This is a genomic window from Nocardioides agariphilus (genome assembly GCF_015352445.1).
Lineage (GTDB): Bacteria > Actinomycetota > Actinomycetes > Propionibacteriales > Nocardioidaceae > Nocardioides > Nocardioides agariphilus.
Genome location: NZ_JADKPO010000005.1, coordinates 172,629 through 190,017 on the forward strand (window position 1 = coordinate 172,629; position 17,389 = coordinate 190,017).

The 17,389-nt window shown below is 69.7% G+C and carries 15 protein-coding genes; 9 read left to right on the forward strand and 6 right to left on the reverse strand.

The genetic code is table 11. The features are described 5' to 3' along the window. The first annotated feature begins 101 nt into the window (after positions 1–101). Positions 102–2,954, forward strand: coding sequence for a hypothetical protein (locus ISU10_RS05680; protein WP_194695400.1), 2,853 nt, complete (start codon positions 102–104; stop codon positions 2,952–2,954). On the opposite strand, the gene ISU10_RS05685 is transcribed toward ISU10_RS05680, so the two are convergent. From ISU10_RS05685 to ISU10_RS05695, 3 genes are read right to left on the reverse strand one after another with little or no spacing between them, the layout of a single operon-like run. Next, a complete protein-coding gene (locus ISU10_RS05685; RefSeq protein WP_194695401.1) occupies positions 2,906–4,099 on the reverse strand; it encodes a glycosyltransferase 87 family protein in 1,194 nt (397 codons plus the stop codon). The two genes, ISU10_RS05680 and ISU10_RS05685, sit on opposite strands and share 49 nt — an antisense overlap. Before the next feature lie 18 nt (positions 4,100–4,117). Next, positions 4,118–4,480 carry a hypothetical protein gene (locus ISU10_RS05690; protein WP_194695402.1) on the reverse strand — a complete coding sequence of 121 codons (363 nt, stop codon included), beginning with the start codon at positions 4,478–4,480 and terminating at the stop codon, positions 4,118–4,120. A 4-nt stretch (positions 4,481–4,484) separates the two neighbouring features. Continuing rightward, a complete protein-coding gene (locus tag ISU10_RS05695) occupies positions 4,485–5,201 on the reverse strand; it encodes a TetR/AcrR family transcriptional regulator (RefSeq protein ID WP_194695403.1) in 717 nt (238 codons plus the stop codon). A 131-nt stretch (positions 5,202–5,332) separates the two neighbouring features. Between ISU10_RS05695 and ISU10_RS05700 the strand changes: the two genes are divergently transcribed. Continuing rightward, positions 5,333–7,564: an MMPL family transporter gene (locus ISU10_RS05700; RefSeq protein ID WP_194695404.1), complete on the forward strand. Its 2,232-nt coding sequence runs from the start codon at positions 5,333–5,335 to the stop codon at positions 7,562–7,564. Between the two features lie 9 nt (positions 7,565–7,573). On the opposite strand, the gene ISU10_RS05705 is transcribed toward ISU10_RS05700, so the two are convergent. Beyond that, complete coding sequence (locus ISU10_RS05705) at positions 7,574–9,274, reverse strand: alkaline phosphatase D family protein (RefSeq protein ID WP_370864798.1); 1,701 nt, start codon at positions 9,272–9,274, stop codon at positions 7,574–7,576. Positions 9,275–9,380: 106 nt separating this feature from the next. Here ISU10_RS05705 and ISU10_RS05710 point away from each other — a divergent pair, with 106 nt between their 5' ends. After that, the gene (locus ISU10_RS05710; RefSeq protein WP_194695405.1) at positions 9,381–9,854 is read left to right on the forward strand and encodes an SRPBCC family protein; all 474 of its coding nucleotides are present in this window, start codon (positions 9,381–9,383) and stop codon (positions 9,852–9,854) included. Between the two features lie 130 nt (positions 9,855–9,984). Beyond that, positions 9,985–11,451, forward strand: a complete 1,467-nt coding sequence (locus tag ISU10_RS05715) for a DUF1800 family protein (protein WP_194695406.1) — start codon at positions 9,985–9,987, stop codon at positions 11,449–11,451. A gap of 101 nt (positions 11,452–11,552) precedes the next feature. On the opposite strand, the gene ISU10_RS24045 is transcribed toward ISU10_RS05715, so the two are convergent. Then, positions 11,553–12,194: an HAD-IA family hydrolase gene (locus ISU10_RS24045; protein WP_194695407.1), complete on the reverse strand. Its 642-nt coding sequence runs from the start codon at positions 12,192–12,194 to the stop codon at positions 11,553–11,555. Positions 12,195–12,354: 160 nt separating this feature from the next. Between ISU10_RS24045 and ISU10_RS05725 the strand changes: the two genes are divergently transcribed. Then, on the forward strand, positions 12,355–13,899 hold the full coding sequence (locus ISU10_RS05725) for a helix-turn-helix domain-containing protein (RefSeq protein ID WP_228499657.1): 1,545 nt from the start codon (positions 12,355–12,357) through the stop codon (positions 13,897–13,899). Positions 13,900–13,937: 38 nt separating this feature from the next. Here ISU10_RS05725 and ISU10_RS05730 read toward each other — a convergent pair whose 3' ends face one another. Next, positions 13,938–14,216: a TFIIB-type zinc ribbon-containing protein gene (locus ISU10_RS05730; protein WP_228499660.1), complete on the reverse strand. Its 279-nt coding sequence runs from the start codon at positions 14,214–14,216 to the stop codon at positions 13,938–13,940. 33 nt (positions 14,217–14,249) lie between these two features. Here ISU10_RS05730 and ISU10_RS05735 point away from each other — a divergent pair, with 33 nt between their 5' ends. The 4 genes from ISU10_RS05735 to ISU10_RS05750 all read left to right on the forward strand — a co-directional run. Continuing rightward, on the forward strand, positions 14,250–15,068 hold the full coding sequence (locus tag ISU10_RS05735) for a glycerophosphodiester phosphodiesterase family protein (protein WP_370864800.1): 819 nt from the start codon (positions 14,250–14,252) through the stop codon (positions 15,066–15,068). Then, positions 15,058–16,434, forward strand: coding sequence for an MFS transporter (locus tag ISU10_RS05740; RefSeq protein WP_194695411.1), 1,377 nt, complete (start codon positions 15,058–15,060; stop codon positions 16,432–16,434). Before ISU10_RS05735 ends, ISU10_RS05740 begins: the two co-directional genes overlap by 11 nt. Positions 16,435–16,674: 240 nt before the next feature. Then, positions 16,675–17,082 (forward strand): RNA polymerase-binding protein RbpA, encoded by a 408-nt coding sequence (locus tag ISU10_RS05745; RefSeq protein ID WP_194695412.1) that lies wholly within the window; start codon positions 16,675–16,677, stop codon positions 17,080–17,082. A gap of 122 nt (positions 17,083–17,204) precedes the next feature. Continuing rightward, the coding region (locus ISU10_RS05750) for a hypothetical protein (protein ID WP_442417787.1) at positions 17,205–17,389 on the forward strand (185 nt) is incomplete at its 3' end.

Consider the following 17,389-nt stretch of genomic DNA (forward strand, 5'->3'; position numbering starts at 1 on the left):
CCCCCCAGGTCCGGGTCCGGCGAAGTCAGACGATTCGCCTCAGGCGGGGCCGGCGGCGCCTATGCTGCTAAGCCGCGTCCAGTCCGTCTCGTGAGGATCTCGTGTCCCGTCTCGCTCGCTCGTGCCGTCTGCTGGTGGCGCTGGTCATCGCCACCACCGGCTGCCTGGTCGCGCTCGGAGTCCCTGCTGCCACGGCGGTGGGTGTCATCGACTTCGTCGCGCCGGTGACCGACAACTACAAGACGTGGATCGAGGACCGGCAGGCCGATCCGGGACGCACCGACAACCGCACCTCGCTGCTGTTCAGCGGGATCAGCGTCGGCGAGACGACGTACGTCGTGCCGCAGAGCGTGCGCGACAGTGACGGCAGCCTCAGCGGCGCCGCGGTCCCGTACGACGGAGTCGGCGGCATCCCGCTCGCCACCTCGGTGGACGGATCGATCGTGGCGCGCCTGAGGTTCGACCACGACGGCGGCAACGCCTGGAGCGTCTTCCGGCTCTGGAAGGACGGCACGTTCGGGCCGCTGATGACGATCGACCGACCCACCTTCGTCGCCGACCCCCAGAGCGCCGTGGCCGGCACCTTCACCCTGACCAGCACCACCGGGGCCGGGGTGCTCGGCACCCGCGCCATGCGCTACCGGTACGACGCCGGCATCGCCGCGCTCCCGGAGACCTCGGTCGAGTGGCACGGCCCGCTCGGCCGCTGGTACGCCGGCACCGACACCACAGCGCCGACCCCCCTGAACTGGCCCGCGGCGACCGCAGCCTCGTCCCAACCGAGCGGCGCCCACCAGTCGCAGATCTCCGTCCCGGCGGGCGAGGTCTCCTCCGTCTACGTCGCGCCAGTCGATATCGCGGGACTGGCGGTCCCTCGCTTCACCGGCGACCTGGGCCTCGTCTGGACCCCCGCGGGGACAGGTCGACCCACGTCGACCACCGGGAGCGAGGCGTGGCGCAACGTGCCGGTGACGCTCCCGGCCGGGTCCTACGGGCTCCAGGTGAGCGGCACCTGCGTCGACGCGTGTCGCTACGACTACCAGCCACAGACCCTGACGGCGGCCAGCTCCACCGTCACCGCCGCGGACGCGCCCGCGGTCACCTACCAGCCCGACGCCGAGGTCCGGGCCACCAGTAGCGACTGGGCCGGCGCGGGTGTCGTCAACACGAGCGGCGCCGACCAGACGGTCGCGTCCTCGATCCCACTCGGGTCATCGCGGACCTTCGAGGTCCGGGTGACCAACGCCGGCACCACCACCGACACCTTCGGACTCGCCGACGCCCGCAGCGGCGACCACGTGGCGTACGACGTCACCTGGACCTACGCCGGCGGCGACGTCACCACCCAGGTCCACGACGACGGATGGTTCCTCCTGCCCGACGTCGCGCCCGGCGCCAGCCGCACGCTCCAGCTGACCGTCACCGCCAGGTCGGGCGAGCCGCTGGGCTCCGCCGCGTCGTTCTTCCTGCACGCCTACCACTCGCCCGCGGGTGAGGGCATCAAGGACGTCGTCGCCGTGTCGGCGGCCAGCACGCCGGCCGACCTGGGCAGCGGCGGCGAGTACGTCCGGCCGCCGGGCGCGCCCGAGCCGCCGATCCAGCAGTGCAGCCGCTACGCCGCCGCCGACGGCGACGACGCGAACGACGGCACCATGGCGAGCCCGGTCCTCAGTCTCGGTCGCCTGACCGCGGTGCTCCAGCCCGGTCAGACCGGCTGTCTCACCGGTGCCGACCCGATCCACATGACCGTGGGCGGTAGCGGCGTGATGTCCGGAGGGACCGCCGGCCAGCCCAAGATCATCCGCCCGGCCACCCTCGGCGAGCGGTTCAGCGTCCGCAGCGACCCCAAGTTCCTGGTCCCGGCCACCGCCCACGACCTGATCGTGATGGACGTCGACTTCCGTGGCTCGCCGGACGCGGGCGGCGGCAACCTGCTCCAGGTCAACGGCGACCGGGTGATGCTCGACGGCGTCGACATCTCCTGGCCCCGCAACATCTGCCTCGGGGTCGGTGCCAGCGGCCAGGAGGCCGAGGACTTCGTGCTCATCGACAGCCGGATCCATGACTGCGGGGCGACCCACGACAACAACCCCGGTGACGTCGGTGGCGCCCACGGCGCCTACCTCCAGTTCGTCCGCGACTCCGGCGACGCCGACGGGTGGGGCGCGATCGTCTACAACACCCTCTTCGACCACAACGACGGCCGGGGGCTCCAGCTCTACCCCGACGCCGACCAGGTGCTCGTGGACCACGCCGTCATGTACGACAACGGGTCCAACCTCAACGTTGGCTCGGACTCCAGCACCGTGCGCTCGGAGGGCAGCCGGATCAGGCACACCATCTTGGGCAACGCCCGGCTCGACTTCGACGACCCTGTCGACCCCAACCCCAGCAACAGCAACGACGTCGTCGGCAACTTCTCCGGCGCCGACAACAACGGCGCCGACAACCGCATCGTCGACTCCTGCCTGTACAACACGGTCCGACCGGGCTACCTGTTCGACACCGGCGGCACCGGCAACCTGTCGCTCGAGAACGTCACGCAGAACCAACCCGCCACCTTTGTCGACGTCGCCAACGGCGACTACCGCCTCACCGCAGACAGTGCCTGCCTCGGCACGGGCCTCACCGACGCCGCGCGCCTCCCCGGCGGTCCGGGTGAGCCCCAGGACCAGCTGCTCACGTGGTCGACCAGGCCGCGGATCGCCGGCACGCTGCGCGTGGGCCGCACGCTCAGGGCTACCCGCGGCGAGTGGGTCGCGGCGCCGGTGGGCTACCGCTACCGGTGGTTCGTCGGCGGCGCGAAGGTCAAGGGCGCCCGTGGAGCTGGACGGACGCTCCTGCTGCGCAAGGCCTACCGTGGCAAGCGGGTGTCGGTGCGGATCACGGTGCTCGCTCCCGACTCCTACCTCGACCGGCGGCTGACGCTCAGGCGGTCCGGCAAGATCCGCTGACGGGCTACCTCTGCGGCGTACGTCGGATCGCGCGTCGCGTCGCCGCGCCTCGCGGCCCGTACCGCCCAGACCACGACACCCAGGCTGCACCAGAGGTAGGCGTCGCCCACCAGGTGCTGCCACCACGACCAGCCGTACTCAGCGCCATCGCCCCAGGGCAGCCACACGAAGGGCCTCGCCACGAACACCGCTGCCACGACCGCGGCCAGCAGTCGGGTGTGCGCCCACACGGCCAGCACGAGCGGCACCGCCCAGACCCAGTGGTGGGACCACGCGACCGGCGAGGCGACGAGCATCCCGAGAGCCGTCAGGCACGTGCCGAGCAGCCGCTCACCGCGCCGCCACCACCACGCCCCGAGGCCCACAGCGACGAGTGCCAGGGTGCCCGCGAGGGCGAGCCAGAGCAGCATCGGGGGCTCGCGGTCGAGCAACCTGGTGAGCGCGCCGTACACCGACTGGTTGTGCGCCAACGCTGGTGGCCCGACCCGGCTGGCATCGACCAGCCGGTCACCCCAGTAGCTCGTCGACGATCCTGGAGCGACCAGGAAGCCGAGCCCGACGGTCGCGGCGAAGCAGGCCAGGGCTCGCCCGGCCATTGCCCGTCGGCCGACGAGCACCATCAGCAGGACGAAGACGACGGGTGTCAGCTTGACTCCGACAGCGACGCCGAGCAGCAGGCCCGAGCCGCGCCTGTCGGGCCGCAGTACGTCGACGAGGACCGCCACCATCAGCAGCACGTTGACCTGGCCGAAGGACAGGTTCTGCCAGACCGGCTCCAACGCGACCGCACCGAGTGCCAGCACGGCGACGAGCCACCCGGGCGCGGGACGACCCAGCTCGCGCCGCGCCAGCCGGACGACGACGGCCAGCGCCGCCATCGACGCTCCGGAGATCAGTCCTGCGGCGACCCAGGCTGGTGCCAGCGCGAGCGGCACCATCAGGACCGCCGCGAACGGCGGGTAGGTGAACGGCAGCCCCATCACCGGGTCCCGCGTGCCGGCCAGGCTGGTGCCGTCGAGCACTGACTGCCCGGCGAAGCGGTAGACGTAGAGGTCGGTGAAGCCGCCGACCAACGCCCCGACCACGGTGGTGCCGGCCACGATGGCGAGCACCGGAGAAGGCCCGGTCAGCCAGCGGTGAGGCATGGCTGGATACCCCATCGGTCAGGCGAGCAGCGCGAGCACGACCCGGGCGATCCCGAGCGGAGGTCCGAACGGCAGCGCGAACCCGATCCAAAAAGCCATCTCGACCGGAAGCAGCACCAGGCTGAGCAATGCCGCGTGCGGAGCACCGACCCACAGGAGGACGCCGACGACAAGCTCGAGGACACAGACCACGACGAACGCCACGATCAGCGCGACGCTCGACGGCAGGCCGAGGCGCTCGAAGGGCCCGCCGCCGTAGGTCGGGAAGCCCATGAACGTCCAGACCTCGCCGGTGCGCGCCAGGTGTAGCGCACCGAAGACGCCGGGCAGCCCGAAACCGAGCGCCAGGAGCAGGGAGCAGACAGCGGCGGCCCGGGTCATGCTGCTACTCGATCGGGAATCCCGCAGCCAGCGCGGCAGTGCGCAAGGTCGCCTCGAAGAGCTGGTCACGGGCCTCGTCGCCGAGCCAGTCGAACTGACCATAGGCGTCGAGGCAGGTAGCTCCGTGGAGTGTCGCCCACGCCGTGATCATGGCCTGGAAGCTGGCCGGTGGAACCAACCCGCTGAGCTCGGGGTGCTTCTCGGCGGCACACGCAGCCATCGCGTCGGACACGTCGGTCACCAGCGGCGCCTTGAGGTCGCCGAGCTCGGCAGCCCTGATGAACAGCGCCGACAGCTGCGACATCGCGTCCTTGGCGGCGTCAGTGGTGGGGCCCTCCTCGGGGGCGACGTATCCGGGGACGGGCATGCCCAGGATCAGCGCGAACTGGGCCGGCTCGCGACGCGCCCAGTCTCGGTAGGCCCTCCCCGCCGCGATCCAGCGAGCCGCCACGTTGTCGGCGTCGACCTGCTCACGAGCCTCGGCCACCACTCGCCCGAGGTCGCGGTAGCCGTCGGCGATCAGGTCCGTGAGCAGCGCGTCGCGGTCGGCGTAGTAGCGGTAGAGCGCCGGCGCCGTCATCCCCATCTCCTTGGCGATGTCGGTGAACCGGACGTCGGTGATGCCCTGGTGGCGCATCAGGCCGCGCGCGACTTCCTTGATCTCCTCGACGGTGGCTGCGCGCTGACGCTCGCGGCGGGTCGGGGTGGAGGTGAGGGTCACTGTCGCTCCCTGGTCGGTGAACCTGGTGGGTGATCAATTCGTTACAGATCTTCACACACGTAAAGAGGCTTGACAAGTGATCGCGGTTCGTGTTCGTTATGCATCATCACGATTTCGAAGGAGCATCACTGATGTCCGTCCTCACCTCCGGGCAGCCGCTCGAGCAGGCCCCCACCACCCCGCGTGTCGGGCCGCTCGGCCGCCTCGCGCGAGTGACCTACCGCAGGCGCGGCCGTACCGTGCTGGCCTGGCTGGCCGCCCTCGTGGTCGCCGTTCTCCTGTCCATGTCGTACGGCGGCGACTTCAAGGCCGACTACTCCGCGCCAGGCTCCGACTCCCAGCAGGCCCAGACCCTGCTCGAGGAGCGCTTCCCGGCCCAAGCCGGCGACACCGTCGACGTCGTGGTCTACGCGGCTGACGGAGTCCAGGGACACCAGGCAGAGGTCCAGTCACTCCTCGGCGACCTGGGTGCCGTGCGCCACGTGGACGCGGTCTCCGACCCGTTCACGGACCCGGCGGCCATCAGCCCGGACGGCACGACCCTGGTCGCGCACCTGCGGCTCGACGTCGAGAACCCCGTCGACATGCCGGTCGCCGACAGCGAGCACCTGCTCGAGATCGCTGACAGTGCGTCGTCGTCGGCCTTCCAGGTCGCCCTCGGTGGTCAGTCGATCGTGCAGGCCGAGCAGGGCGAGATCGGCTCGGAGGGGCTCGGCCTCGCTGCCGCCGCCATCATCTTGTTGATCATGTTCGGCTCCCTGGTGGCCGCCGGGCTGCCGATCCTGGTCGCCGTGGCCGGGCTCGCGGTCAGCAGCACCCTGACGACCGTCGTGATCTCCTTCGTCGACGCGCCCGACTGGTCGACCTCGCTCGCCACCATGATGGGCATCGGCATCGGCATCGACTACGCCCTGCTCATGGTCACCCGCTTCCGCGAGTGGAGGGCAGCAGGACTCGACCCGGAGGCCGCCACCGTGGCCACGCTCGACACCGCTGGCCGGTCCGTCCTGGTCGCCGGCACGACCGTCGTGATCAGCATGCTCGGTCTGTTCGCGATGGGCCTGTCGTTCATGCGCGGAGCGGCGGTCGTCACGATCCTCGGCGTGCTGGTCGTGATGCTCGCCAGCATCACGCTGTTCCCGGCCCTGCTGGGCTACCTGGGCAAGCACGTCGACAGGCTCCGCCTGCCGATCGGGCGCAGCCACGCGGTCGTCGTCGCCGAGGGCGGGCACGTCGAGCCCTCGCGCGGGTGGCTGGCCTGGAGCCGCCTGGTCGACCGGCACCGCTGGGTCGCGGCCACCGTCGGCGTGGTCGCCCTGCTGGCGCTGGCCTCGCCGTTCCTCGGTGTGCGGTTCGGCTTCCCCGACGCCGGCAACAACCGCGAGGAGACCAGCAGCCGCCAGGCCTACGACGCCCTCGCCGACGGCTTCGGCGCGGGCATGAACGGCCCCCTCCTGCTGGTCGCCGAGGTCCCCGCCGGTTCGACGGCCGGTGTCCTCGACCAGGTCGGCGCAGCAGTGGCCGGCACCAAGGGCGTCGCCGCGGTCACCCCAGCCGTGCTCAACGAGGCCGGCGACACCGCGGTGATGACCGTGTTCCCCGCGACCGGACCCCAAGACAGCGAGACGGTCGACCTGGTCAACACGCTGCGTGACGACGTACTCCCTGCTGCCACGTCCGGCAGCGAGGCGTCCGTGCACGTCGGTGGCGTGACCGCGACCTCGATCGACAGCACCGACAACATCGCCAAGCGGCTGCCCCTGTTGATCGGCGGCGTCGTCCTGCTCTCGATGCTGCTGCTGATCGCCTCGTTCCGCTCGCTCGCGATCGCGATCAAGGCAGCCGTGATGAACCTGCTCTCCGTCGCCGCGGCTTACGGCGTGGTGGCCCTGGTCCTCCAGGGCGGCTGGGCCGGGCAGCTCATCGGCATCGACACCGCCACCCCGCTGCCGGCCTTCGTGCCGGTCTTGATGTTCGCGGTGCTCTTCGGGCTGTCGATGGACTACGAGGTCTTCTTGGTGAGCCGGATGCGCGAGGGTTGGTTGCGCACGCGCGACAACGAGATGGCGATCCTCGGCGGCCTGGCCGGCACCGGTCGGGTGATCACCGCAGCGGCGGCGATCATGGTGGCCGTCTTCGCGGCCTTCGTGCCCTCCCCCGACGTCGTCCTCAAGGTGATCGGTGTCGGCATGGCCGCGGCGATCTTCATCGACGCGACCGTGGTGCGGCTGCTCCTGGTGCCGGCCGTGATGCACCTGCTCGGCAAGGCCAACTGGTGGATGCCCGACTGGCTCGGCCGGGTGCTTCCGGAGCTCCACGTCGAAGGTCACCCCGAGGACCACCTGGCACCGACCAGGGCCTAGCCCGGATCGTCAGCCAGGCGGCAGGGAGACATCGACCGTCGCGACACGCTCGAGACGGGGGCGGTCGAGGTCTCCTTGCGCCTGACCTCCTGACCACCAGAAGTGGAGCCGGTCCTGCTGTAGCTCGAGCACGGCCAGGTTGTTGTCGTACCAGGGCCCACGCTGCATCCGCCACCGCAAGGGTGACCGCGGAACCTTGCCGCCCAGCAGCCGTCCGGTCGGACGCGCCTGTCCCTTGGCGGCGAGCTTGAAGACAGCCTTCATCACCTGGGGCAACGGGTTGCGGATCGGCGAGCAGGTCGCCTGGACGACCACGGTCTCGAAGGAGGTCGCGAGTGCGGGGTCGGGCCACGCCTTCGCCACGTAGCTGTGGTGCACGTCGCCGGACATGAACGTGATGGAGCGGGGCGCGCGTCCGCGCCGCCCGGACGCGACGTCGACCACCATCTGGGCCACCTGCACGAAGCCACCCTGGAAGGCCGCCCAGTGCTCGAGGTCGGCGTGCTGGCGCATGACCTCGCCGAGCTTGCTGCCCAGCCTCCCCCATGCCCCCTGGGCCAGTGCCTCGCCGAACGCCTCGAGATGGTGCAGCCCGGGCGCCATCAGGAGCGGCAGAGAGGTGCCCACCAGCAGGTGGTCGACGTCGCCGCGCATGCGCTCGTCGAGCCAGGCCATCTCCTCGTCGTCGAGCATCGAGCGCCGGTCGGGCTCCAGGACCCGGGCGGCTCGTGAGTCGACGACGATCAGCCGCGCCTGCTCGCCGAAGTCCCTCGAGAAGCTCCAGCGGTACGACGTGGGCTCCTGGTCCGCCCGGTCGGCCAGCTCGTCGAGGGCGTCCGTGACGTCGAGCTCGTCGTCTCCTCCATGGTCGGCGATCCGCCGCCACAGCTCGTCCTCGGCACGGTCGTCGGCCGACAGGTTCCCGATGTGCTGGTAGACCCAGTAGGAGCCGAGGCCCGCCACGATGCGTTCGTGCCACCAGTCGGTGGCCTCCATCTCCTGACGCCAGGTCCAGCTGGTGTTCCAGTCGTCGCGGACGTCGTGGTCGTCGAAGATCATCGCGCTCGGCAAGGTCGACAGCAGCCAGCGGTTGGCCGGGTCGCTCCAGGCGAGGCGGTAGAGATGCGCGTACTCCTGGTAGTCCTTCAGCTCGTCCCACGGCGGCTCGCTGGGGGCGCGACGCGAGGCGATGTACTCCTTCATCCGCGGGCTGGTGTCATCGGCATAGACCTGGTCGCCGAGGAACACCACGAAGTCCGGCCACCTGTCCGGCTGGTCGCCGACCAGGCCTGCCATGTGCAGCGCATAGGCCCGCAGGGCGTCGATGCCGTACCTCGCGTTGGTCTCCTCGTCGTGGGGCATGCTCACCCGACAGGAGCCGAACGCCAGTCGCAACGGCTTGCCAGGCTGGAGGGTGGGGATCACCGAGGGCGGGAAGTCCGCGAGGTCGGGGTCGCCCGAGGGCCAGACGACCTCGTCATCGACGAAGACGCGATACGGCGTGGGGGTGCCGCTCGGCAGCCCGGTCACCTCGACCAGTGCGTAGTGGTGGCCGTGTGCCCCGAACGTCCGGGCCGTTGCGGTGGTCCCCCCGGCCTCGACCCGCACGGTCGCTGTCTCGGCGGTCTCGACCCAGATGGTGGCGCTGTTGTGGTCGACGTACCTCAGCAGTGGCCCGAGCCGAAGCGCGCCCTCCGGTAGGTCGCTCACGCACGACACCCTAGTGTCGGCCTGTGGCCCGTGGCCCCGACGCCGTGTCGTGCCCGACCTCGCTGCCCGGGAGGCGTGGCTGATTGATGGGGGGTTAACTGGCCCCGTGTCCCGGCCCGCCGAACGTGAGCTCCGCGCCGAGGTGCTCGTGCAAGCGACACCGGCGCAGGTGTGGTCGGTGCTGTCCGACCTGCGGCGGATGCCCGATCTCTCCTACGAACTGGTGCGGATGCTGCCTCTCAAGCCAGGTGGGCTGCGCCTCGGACAGTGGTACCTCGGCCTGAACCGGCGCGGGTACGCCGTGTGGCCGACGCGCAGCGTGGTGTCGGCCCTGGAACCTGGTCGCCTGCTCGCCTGGGACACCCGCTCCAGCGGCGCCCGGTGGGTCTGGGAGATCGAGCCCATCGGCGACGCGACGCTCGTCACCCACCGGCGGCCGGTGCCGCGACGCCTGACCCTGATCTCACGATGGTTCACCACAGTCTTCCTCCGGGGCCCCGGCGGCCACACCGACGACCTCGAGCTCGACATGGCGGGTTCCGTGCAGCGGCTCAAGGAGGCCGTCGAGCACGGGGCATGACGTCCGGGAGCCGCGCCGGCTGGTCTGGACAAATTTCGGCGAAAGCCGCCACCGTCGCTGCGCAGGGCACCTAACGTGGCAGACCGATCCATGTTCCGCTGACATCGCATCCCCCCGAAAGGCGAGGTCAATGGCCATCGGCCCCCCTGAGGCGACCTATCGCGTCTCGTTGAGGTCCGCCTGTGCCAGCGACACGGGCCTCGCGCCGGCAGCGTCGCGACGGGTCTTCGCCGTTCAGGACTCGCCGCGCAAGCACCACGGCATCGAGCTCCTGGACGCCCCAGCGCGCCTTCTGGTCTCCCGCTTCAGCTACGGGATCACGCCCGGGCTCGCCGAGCAGGTGCGAGCCGCGGGCGGGGCCCGCGAGTGGTGGGAGCAGCAGCTGATCCCGACGAGCGTCCGCGACTCCTTCGCCGACGAGCTGGCGTCGTGGTGGCCCACCCTCAACGCCTCGCCTCGGGAGCTGTGGGACCTCGACAGGTCCGGGGCGATGCGCGCCTTCGGCGTCAGCCAGGACTACCAGCGGTACGTGCTGGCGCGCCGGATCTTCTCCCACCGCCAGGTGCTCGAGGTGATGACCGGGCTATGGGAGGACCTCCTCGACGTCCCGCTCGACGGCGGGCAGCAGTACCTGTTCCGGCGGGCGTACGGCGAGACGCTGCGGGCCAACGCCTTCGGCAGCTACGAGGACATCCTGCTGGCCGCCATCACGCACCCGGCGATGCTCGTTCACCGCGAGAACCTCGGCCGCAGGCTGCTCGAGCAGCTCACGGTCGGGATCGGCGTCTTCGGAGGGGCGGACCTCGAGGACGCCGCCCGGGTCCTCGCGGGCTGGCGTGTGGACCTCCCCCAAGGCGAACGGCCTGCGACGTGGGCCGTCTCCTACGACCCCGAGGACCATCGTGCGGGCCCGGTGCGCGTCCTGGACTTCACCGACACCGAGCCCGGCGCGGATGGCCGCGCGACGACGCGCCGGCTGGTGGGCTACCTGGCCCGCCACCGCGCGACGGCGCGGCGAGTCGTCACCCGCCTCGTGACGAGGTTCGTGTGCGACGACGCCCCGCCGGCACTGGTCGAGAGACTCGTCCACGTCTACCTGGCCAATGACACAGCCGTCGTCCCCGTGCTGCGCGCGATGATCGGGTCCCCTGAGTTCCTCGCGTCGAAGGGCGCCAAGGTGCGCGACACCACCGAGGACACGGTGGCCACCTGGCGGGTGCTGGGTGCGCAGCTGAGGCGTCCGACCAGCAGCACGTCCGCCGCCAACGAGCTGCTGTGGCAGGCCGACGACGTCGCCAGCATCGACGTGCACCACGCGATGGCCGGCCGCTGGTCGCCTTCGGCGACCCAGGGCATGGTCTCGCGCGCGCCACAGACGTGGTTGCCCCCTCTCCCCGTCCGCCTCGACCAACTCGTCGACCACCTCAGCCAGCAGCTGCTCCACCAGCACGCGTCGATCTACCTGGTGAGGACCTGCTGCCAGGCGGTCGGGTACGACATGGACCAGGAGATCACCACGACCCACCCCGTCGCGACCAGTGGGATCCCGGTGCTGCTCGGCACCATCCTCGACTCCTCCGACTTCCTCCTCAGGTGACCCGATGACGAGTCAGGTCCTGCGCGAGGACGAGCGCCTCCCCGGCTTCGTACGCGAACAAGCCGGGGTGGTGCGCGGCCCCTAGCCGTGCACCTGGAGGGTCATCCCGGACGTGACCCGGGGGCGTCCGGGATGGTCCCTCCCCCACCCTCGATGATCGACTCCAGCGCTCGGATGGAGGTCGCGGTGTCGACATGGAGCACGGCGTGCCACCCGGCAGCGCAGGCGGCATTGACGTTGACCTGCACGTCGTCGAGGAAGAGCACCTCGTGGGGCAGCACCCCCAGACGACGGGCCGTGAGCTCGTAGATCGCGGGATCCGGCTTGGCCAGTCCGACCTCGTGGGAGTAGACGATGTCGTGGGTGATGTCCTCGAAGCGCCAGTGCCGCTCGGCTTCTCGGGCACCAGGCCCGGAGTTGCTCAGGATCCCGGTCTTCAGCGGGCCGTGCTGGGCGGCGAACCAGGCGAACAGCTCGCGGTCGAGCGACCCGCAGTACCAGGTCCAGTAGTCGCGCATCAGGTCGTCGGCCTGATCGTCGTCGAGCCCGAGCTGGTCCTGCAGGTGAGCCCGCAGCTCGGCCTCGGTGATCTCGCCGACCAGCGGGTCGCCCGGCCAGTTCGCGACGCGCTGCAGGGCTCCGGGGGGCAGGCCGTGACGAGCCTCGAAGGGTCCTGGGAACACGCTGTCGTCGATCACCTCGAGGACCGAGCCGATGTCGAGAACGACCGCCTTGATGGCCACCGCCTCAGAGCTCGATCCCGCGCGAGCGAAGCAGACCGGCCCTGGAGCCGGCAGGCGAACGGTCCAGCAGCTCCGGCAACCGAGCGGCCTCCGCGGGCGTCTCGTACATGTGCGCATCCTCGCAGGACCCGCCGACGACCCTTCTTGCGTTATCTCACACATGAGATACCGTGATCCGGTGACTGACGACTACAAGGGCCGGATCGGGAACCTGATCCGCGACGCGCGCAAGCACCGCGGCCTGACCCAGCAGCAGCTGGCCGAGCGGCTCGCTACCAGTCAGAGTGCGGTCAACCGCATCGAGAAGGGCCACCAGAACCTCTCGCTGGAGATGCTGGCCCGTATCGGCGCCGCTCTCGACTCCGAGATCGTCGCACTGGGCGCGGGACCGGTCCACCTGCGCGTGACCGGGCCGACCACTCTGTCCGGCAGCATCGACGTCAAGACCTCCAAGAACGCCGGTGTCGCGCTGCTGTGCGCCTCGCTGCTCAACCGCGGACGCACGACCTTGCGCAGCGTCGCCCGCATCGAGGAGGTCAACCGGCTGCTCGAGGTGCTCGGCAGCCTCGGTGTGCAGACCCGCTGGATCAACGCCGACAACGACCTGGAGATCGTGCCTCCGCGCGAGCTCGACCTGACGCAGATCGACGAGGACGCCGCCCGTCGCACTCGTTCGGTCATCATGTTCCTCGGGCCGCTGCTGCACCGCGCCGAGACCTTCGACCTCCCCTACGCCGGGGGCTGCAACCTCGGGACCCGCACCGTCGAGCCACACATGTCAGCGCTGCGCCCCTTCGGGCTCGAGGTGAAGGCGACCGACGGCTCCTACCACGCCCGGGTCAACCCGCTGATCGAGCCGACTCGCCCGATCGTGCTGACCGAGCGTGGCGACACGGTCACCGAGAACGCCCTGATGGCAGCGTCCCTGCATCCAGGCACGACCATCATCCGCAACGCCTCGTCCAACTACATGGTCCAGGACCTCTGCTTCTTCCTGCAGAAGCTCGGCGTCGACATCGAGGGCGTCGGCACCACGACGCTGACGGTCACCGGACGCAGCGAGATCGACGTCGACGTCGACTATGCGCCGAGCGAGGATCCCATCGAGGCGATGTCGCTGCTCGCGGCCGCGATCGTGACGGACTCCGAGATCACGATCCGTCGGGTGCCGATCGAGTTCCTCGAGATCGAGCTGGCCACCTTGGAGGAGATGGGCTTCCAGTACGACCGGTCGCCCGAGTACCTCGCCCGCAACGAGCGCACCCGGCTCGTCGACATCACCACCCGGCGCTCCCTGTTGCACGCACCGCTCGACAAGATCCACCCGATGCCGTTCCCCGGCCTCAACATCGACAACCTGCCGTTCTTCGCCGTCATCGCCGGCACGGCGACAGGTCAGACGCTGCTTCATGACTGGGTCTACGAGAACCGCGCCATCTACCTGGTCGAGCTCAACAAGCTGGGCGGCGACGTCAAGCTGCTCGATCCCCATCGCGTGATGATCGAAGGCCCCACGCGTTGGTCGGGCGCCGAGGTCGTCTGCCCACCGGCCCTACGTCCGGCCGTCGTCATCCTGCTGGCCATGCTGGCCTCCAAGGGCACCAGCGTGCTGCGCTCGACCTACGTCATCCACCGCGGCTACGAGGACCTTGCCGAGAGGCTCAACCAGCTCGGCGCCAACATCGAACCCTTCCGTGACATCTGACCTCCGGCACAAACCGGCGGTGGGCGCGTCGGCGCCTCTCAGTTGAACAACGTCTCCACCCACGCACGGGCATGCTTGCGAGACGTGCGCGGCGCCTCCATGTCGGCGGTGATCCGCGGGATCGGCATGGTGCCCTGGCTGGCGAGTCGGTGCCAGTCGGTCTCGGACTCGACCAACGAGCCCAGATCCATCCGCTCGAGGAAGACGCCGTGACCCTCGGGGCACGAGTGGACCTGTCCCGAACCGAGCGGACGCACGGTCATCTCGGTGCTGCAACGTGGACAGGGCCACTGACTCGAATGGGCATCTTCACTCATGCCCCCGACCGTACCGCTCGCGATACTGCTCGGGTGAGGACTCGACCATCCACGGGCTACCGCTACCTCGACGTGCTCCACGAGCAGCCCGGAACCGTGCTGGCCTTCGCCCACCGAGGCGGCGCGTCCCACCCCGACATCGCGGGTCTGGAGAACACGATGCAGGCGTTCAGGCACGCTGTCTCCCTGGGCTACGACTACCTCGAGACGGATGTCCACGTCACCAGCGACGGCGTCCTGCTCGCCTTCCACGACACCGTCTTGGACCGGGTGACCGACGCCACCGGCAAGATCTCCGAGAGCACCTACGCCGAGGTGCGGCGCGCGCGCATCGGGGCGACCGAGCCGGTACCCACGCTCGCCGAGCTGTTCGACGCGTTTCCGACCGCCCGCTTCAACGTCGACCTCAAGGCCGACGGCGCCGTGGACGCACTCGTCCGCTTCCTCGACGAGCGGGAGGCATGGGACCGCGTGTGCGTGGGCTCGTTCTCCGGCCGCCGACTGCGTCGCTTCCGCCGCCTCAGCCACGGGCGCGTTGTGACCAGCGCGTCGCGCGGTGAGGTCGCGGCGTACCGTCTCCTCCCCTCCCCCGTCGCCCGGCTCGTGACCCGTGGCCGGCCCCGCGTCCTGCAGGTGCCCCATCGGCTCCGACGGCTCACCATCGTCACGCCGGGCCTGGTCCGCCGGGCCCACCGGGCCGGCCTCCAGGTCCACGTCTGGACCATCGACGATCCCGAGGAGATGAAGGCGCTGATCGACCGTGGTGTCGATGGCCTGATGACCGACCGCACCGACATACTCAGGGCGGTGCTCACCGAGAGTGGCCGATGGAGGACAGCTGATGACCGCTGAAGAGGGAATCGCCGACCTGAGGCCGCTGTGGCGCTCGAAGGACCAGAAGGCGTGGTACTGGTACGACTGGGCCAACTCCGCCTTCTACACCACGGTCCTCTCGGTGCTCTTCGCGCCGTACATGGCCACCGTGGCCGGCAAGGCCGCGGGCTGCGCCGATCCCGACGAGACGTGTGCCAAGACGCTCTCGGTGCTGGGGCTGCACCTGGCGGCCGGGTCGCTGCCGTTCTACCTGACGAGCTTCGCCACGATCGTGAGCGCCTTCGTCCTGCCGCTCGTCGGGGCGTTCGTCGACCGCTCGCCACGCAAGAAGTGGCACATGGGCGCCTACGCCTGGGCGGGCTCCTTCTTCTGCGGGCTGCTCTTCTTCATGCAGGGCGAGAGCTGGCAGCTCGGCGCAGTGGCCGTCGTGCTGGCCAGCATCCTCGGCGGCTGCTCACTGGTGTCCTACTACGCGATCTTGGTGGACATCTCGACGGAGGACGAGCGCGACCACGTGTCCTCTCGCGGTTGGGCCTTCGGCTACCTCGGCGGCGGGCTGCTGCTCGCCGTCAATCTCGCGATGTTCCTCGGCCATGACGCGATCGGGCTCGAGAAGGGCATGTCGGTGCGACTGTCGCTGCTCTCCGCGGCGCTCTGGTGGGCCGGCTTCACGATCATCCCGTTGGTGCGCCTGCGCAACTACGAGCCGGTCAACGAGGTCGCGGTCGAGGGCACGCTCCTCCAGCGCAGCTTCGGTCAGCTCTTCACGACCCTCAAGGAGCTGCGCGCCTTCCCGATGACCCTGACGTTCCTCATCGGCTACCTCTTCTACAACGACGGCATCCAGACCGTCATCTATGCCGCGTCGACCTACGGCTCCAAGCAGCTGAAGTTTGACGACAGCGTGCTGATCGGCACGATCCTGCTGATCCAGTTCGTGGCCTTCGGCGGAGCGTTGTACTTCGGACGGCTGGCCGCTCGCCATGGCGCCTACCGCGCAATCCTGTGGGGCATCTACGCCTGGATGGCGATCGTGGTCGTCGCGCTGTTCTTGCCGGAGAAGAACGTCGCGCTGTTCTTGGCGGTGGCGATCGCGATCGGCATCGTCCTGGGCGGCACGCAGGCCCTGTCGCGGTCGTTCTTCAGCCTGCTCATCCCGCGAGGCCGCGAAGGCGAGTACTTCGCCCTCTACAACGCCGCCGAGCGCGGCACCTCGTGGTTCGGCACCTTGCTGTTCGGCGTGGTCTTCCAGATCACCGGCTCCTACCGCCCGGCCATCGTCGCCCTCATCATCTTCTTCATCCTGGGCGCCTTCTTCCTGCTGCGCCTGGACCCCGCACGCGGGATCCGCGAGGCCGGAAATGCAGTCCCACAGGTGGTGTGACAACCGATACCTCACCGGTCGAGCGGTCAAGGTCACATCTCGGTGACGGCTTCCCGCGAATCGGGGGAACGAACCCCTACCCGGTAGCGTTGACGAAGGTAAAGCCGAGACGACGTGCGTCCAGGTGACCTCGACCGGTCGAACTTTCCGGATGAACCTCCGGTGTGAGCCTCCGGTCTGAACTTTCTGGGCTCGTGTCTCGTCTCACCCACGGGGGAACAGGAAGGACGGTGGCCACACGTGGCAGAGCGCACACTACGAGGAGCGCGGCTAGGCGGCCAGAGCTTCGAGGACGAGCGCGGCATCGAGTTCGCCGCACGTCAGCAGGTCGGATACCGCTGCTCGCGCGGACACACCTTCGAGATCACCATGTCGGTCGAGGCCGACATCCCGGCGATCTGGGAGTGCCCGCGTTGCGGGGCCGAGGCGTTGAGCACCTCGGGCATCGAGCCTGAGGTCAAGGTCGAGAAGCCCGCACGCACCCACTGGGACATGCTCTTGGAGCGTCGCTCCGAGAAGGAGCTCGAAGACATCCTCAAGGAGCGTCTGGAGCTGTTGCGGGGCGGAGAGATCGGCCCGGCACACCTGCACCGCGCAACCCAGAAGCCCAGTCGGGCGACAGCCAAGAAGCGGGTCAAGTCGGCCTAGACGGTATGAGGTGACCCGGTCGCTGTGACGGGGTTGCGGGTCGGGGCCTCTCTCACAAATGGTCGTGGGTTACCGAGTAGGGGCTGCCTGCTCGGCCTATCCAACAGTTGTGGGAGGCCCCGATGTTCACCGAGCGTACGAGCGTTGGGCTCGACGTGCACGCACGATCTGTCGCGGCGGCGGCGATCGATGGCGTCACGGGCGAGCTGGTCCAGGCGAAGTTGACCCCGTCACATGAGCACATCCGGACCTGGATCGGTGGTCTGCCCGGGCCGGTGGCGGTGGCCTACGAGGCCGGTCCGACCGG

Excerpts from the sequence above, each read along its gene's own strand:
- ISU10_RS05685 (WP_194695401.1), bottom strand. The coding sequence starts at position 4,099 with ATGCCTCACCGCTGGCTGACCGGGCCTTCTCCGGTGCTCGCCATCGTG.
- ISU10_RS05690 (WP_194695402.1), bottom strand. The coding sequence starts at position 4,480 with ATGACCCGGGCCGCCGCTGTCTGCTCCCTGCTCCTGGCGCTCGGTTTC.
- ISU10_RS05700 (WP_194695404.1), top strand. The coding sequence starts at position 5,333 with ATGTCCGTCCTCACCTCCGGGCAGCCGCTCGAGCAGGCCCCCACCACC.
- ISU10_RS05715 (WP_194695406.1), top strand. The coding sequence starts at position 9,985 with ATGGCCATCGGCCCCCCTGAGGCGACCTATCGCGTCTCGTTGAGGTCC.
- ISU10_RS05725 (WP_228499657.1), top strand. The coding sequence starts at position 12,355 with ATGAGATACCGTGATCCGGTGACTGACGACTACAAGGGCCGGATCGGG.
- ISU10_RS05730 (WP_228499660.1), bottom strand. The coding sequence starts at position 14,216 with ATGAGTGAAGATGCCCATTCGAGTCAGTGGCCCTGTCCACGTTGCAGC.
- ISU10_RS05740 (WP_194695411.1), top strand. The coding sequence starts at position 15,058 with ATGACCGCTGAAGAGGGAATCGCCGACCTGAGGCCGCTGTGGCGCTCG.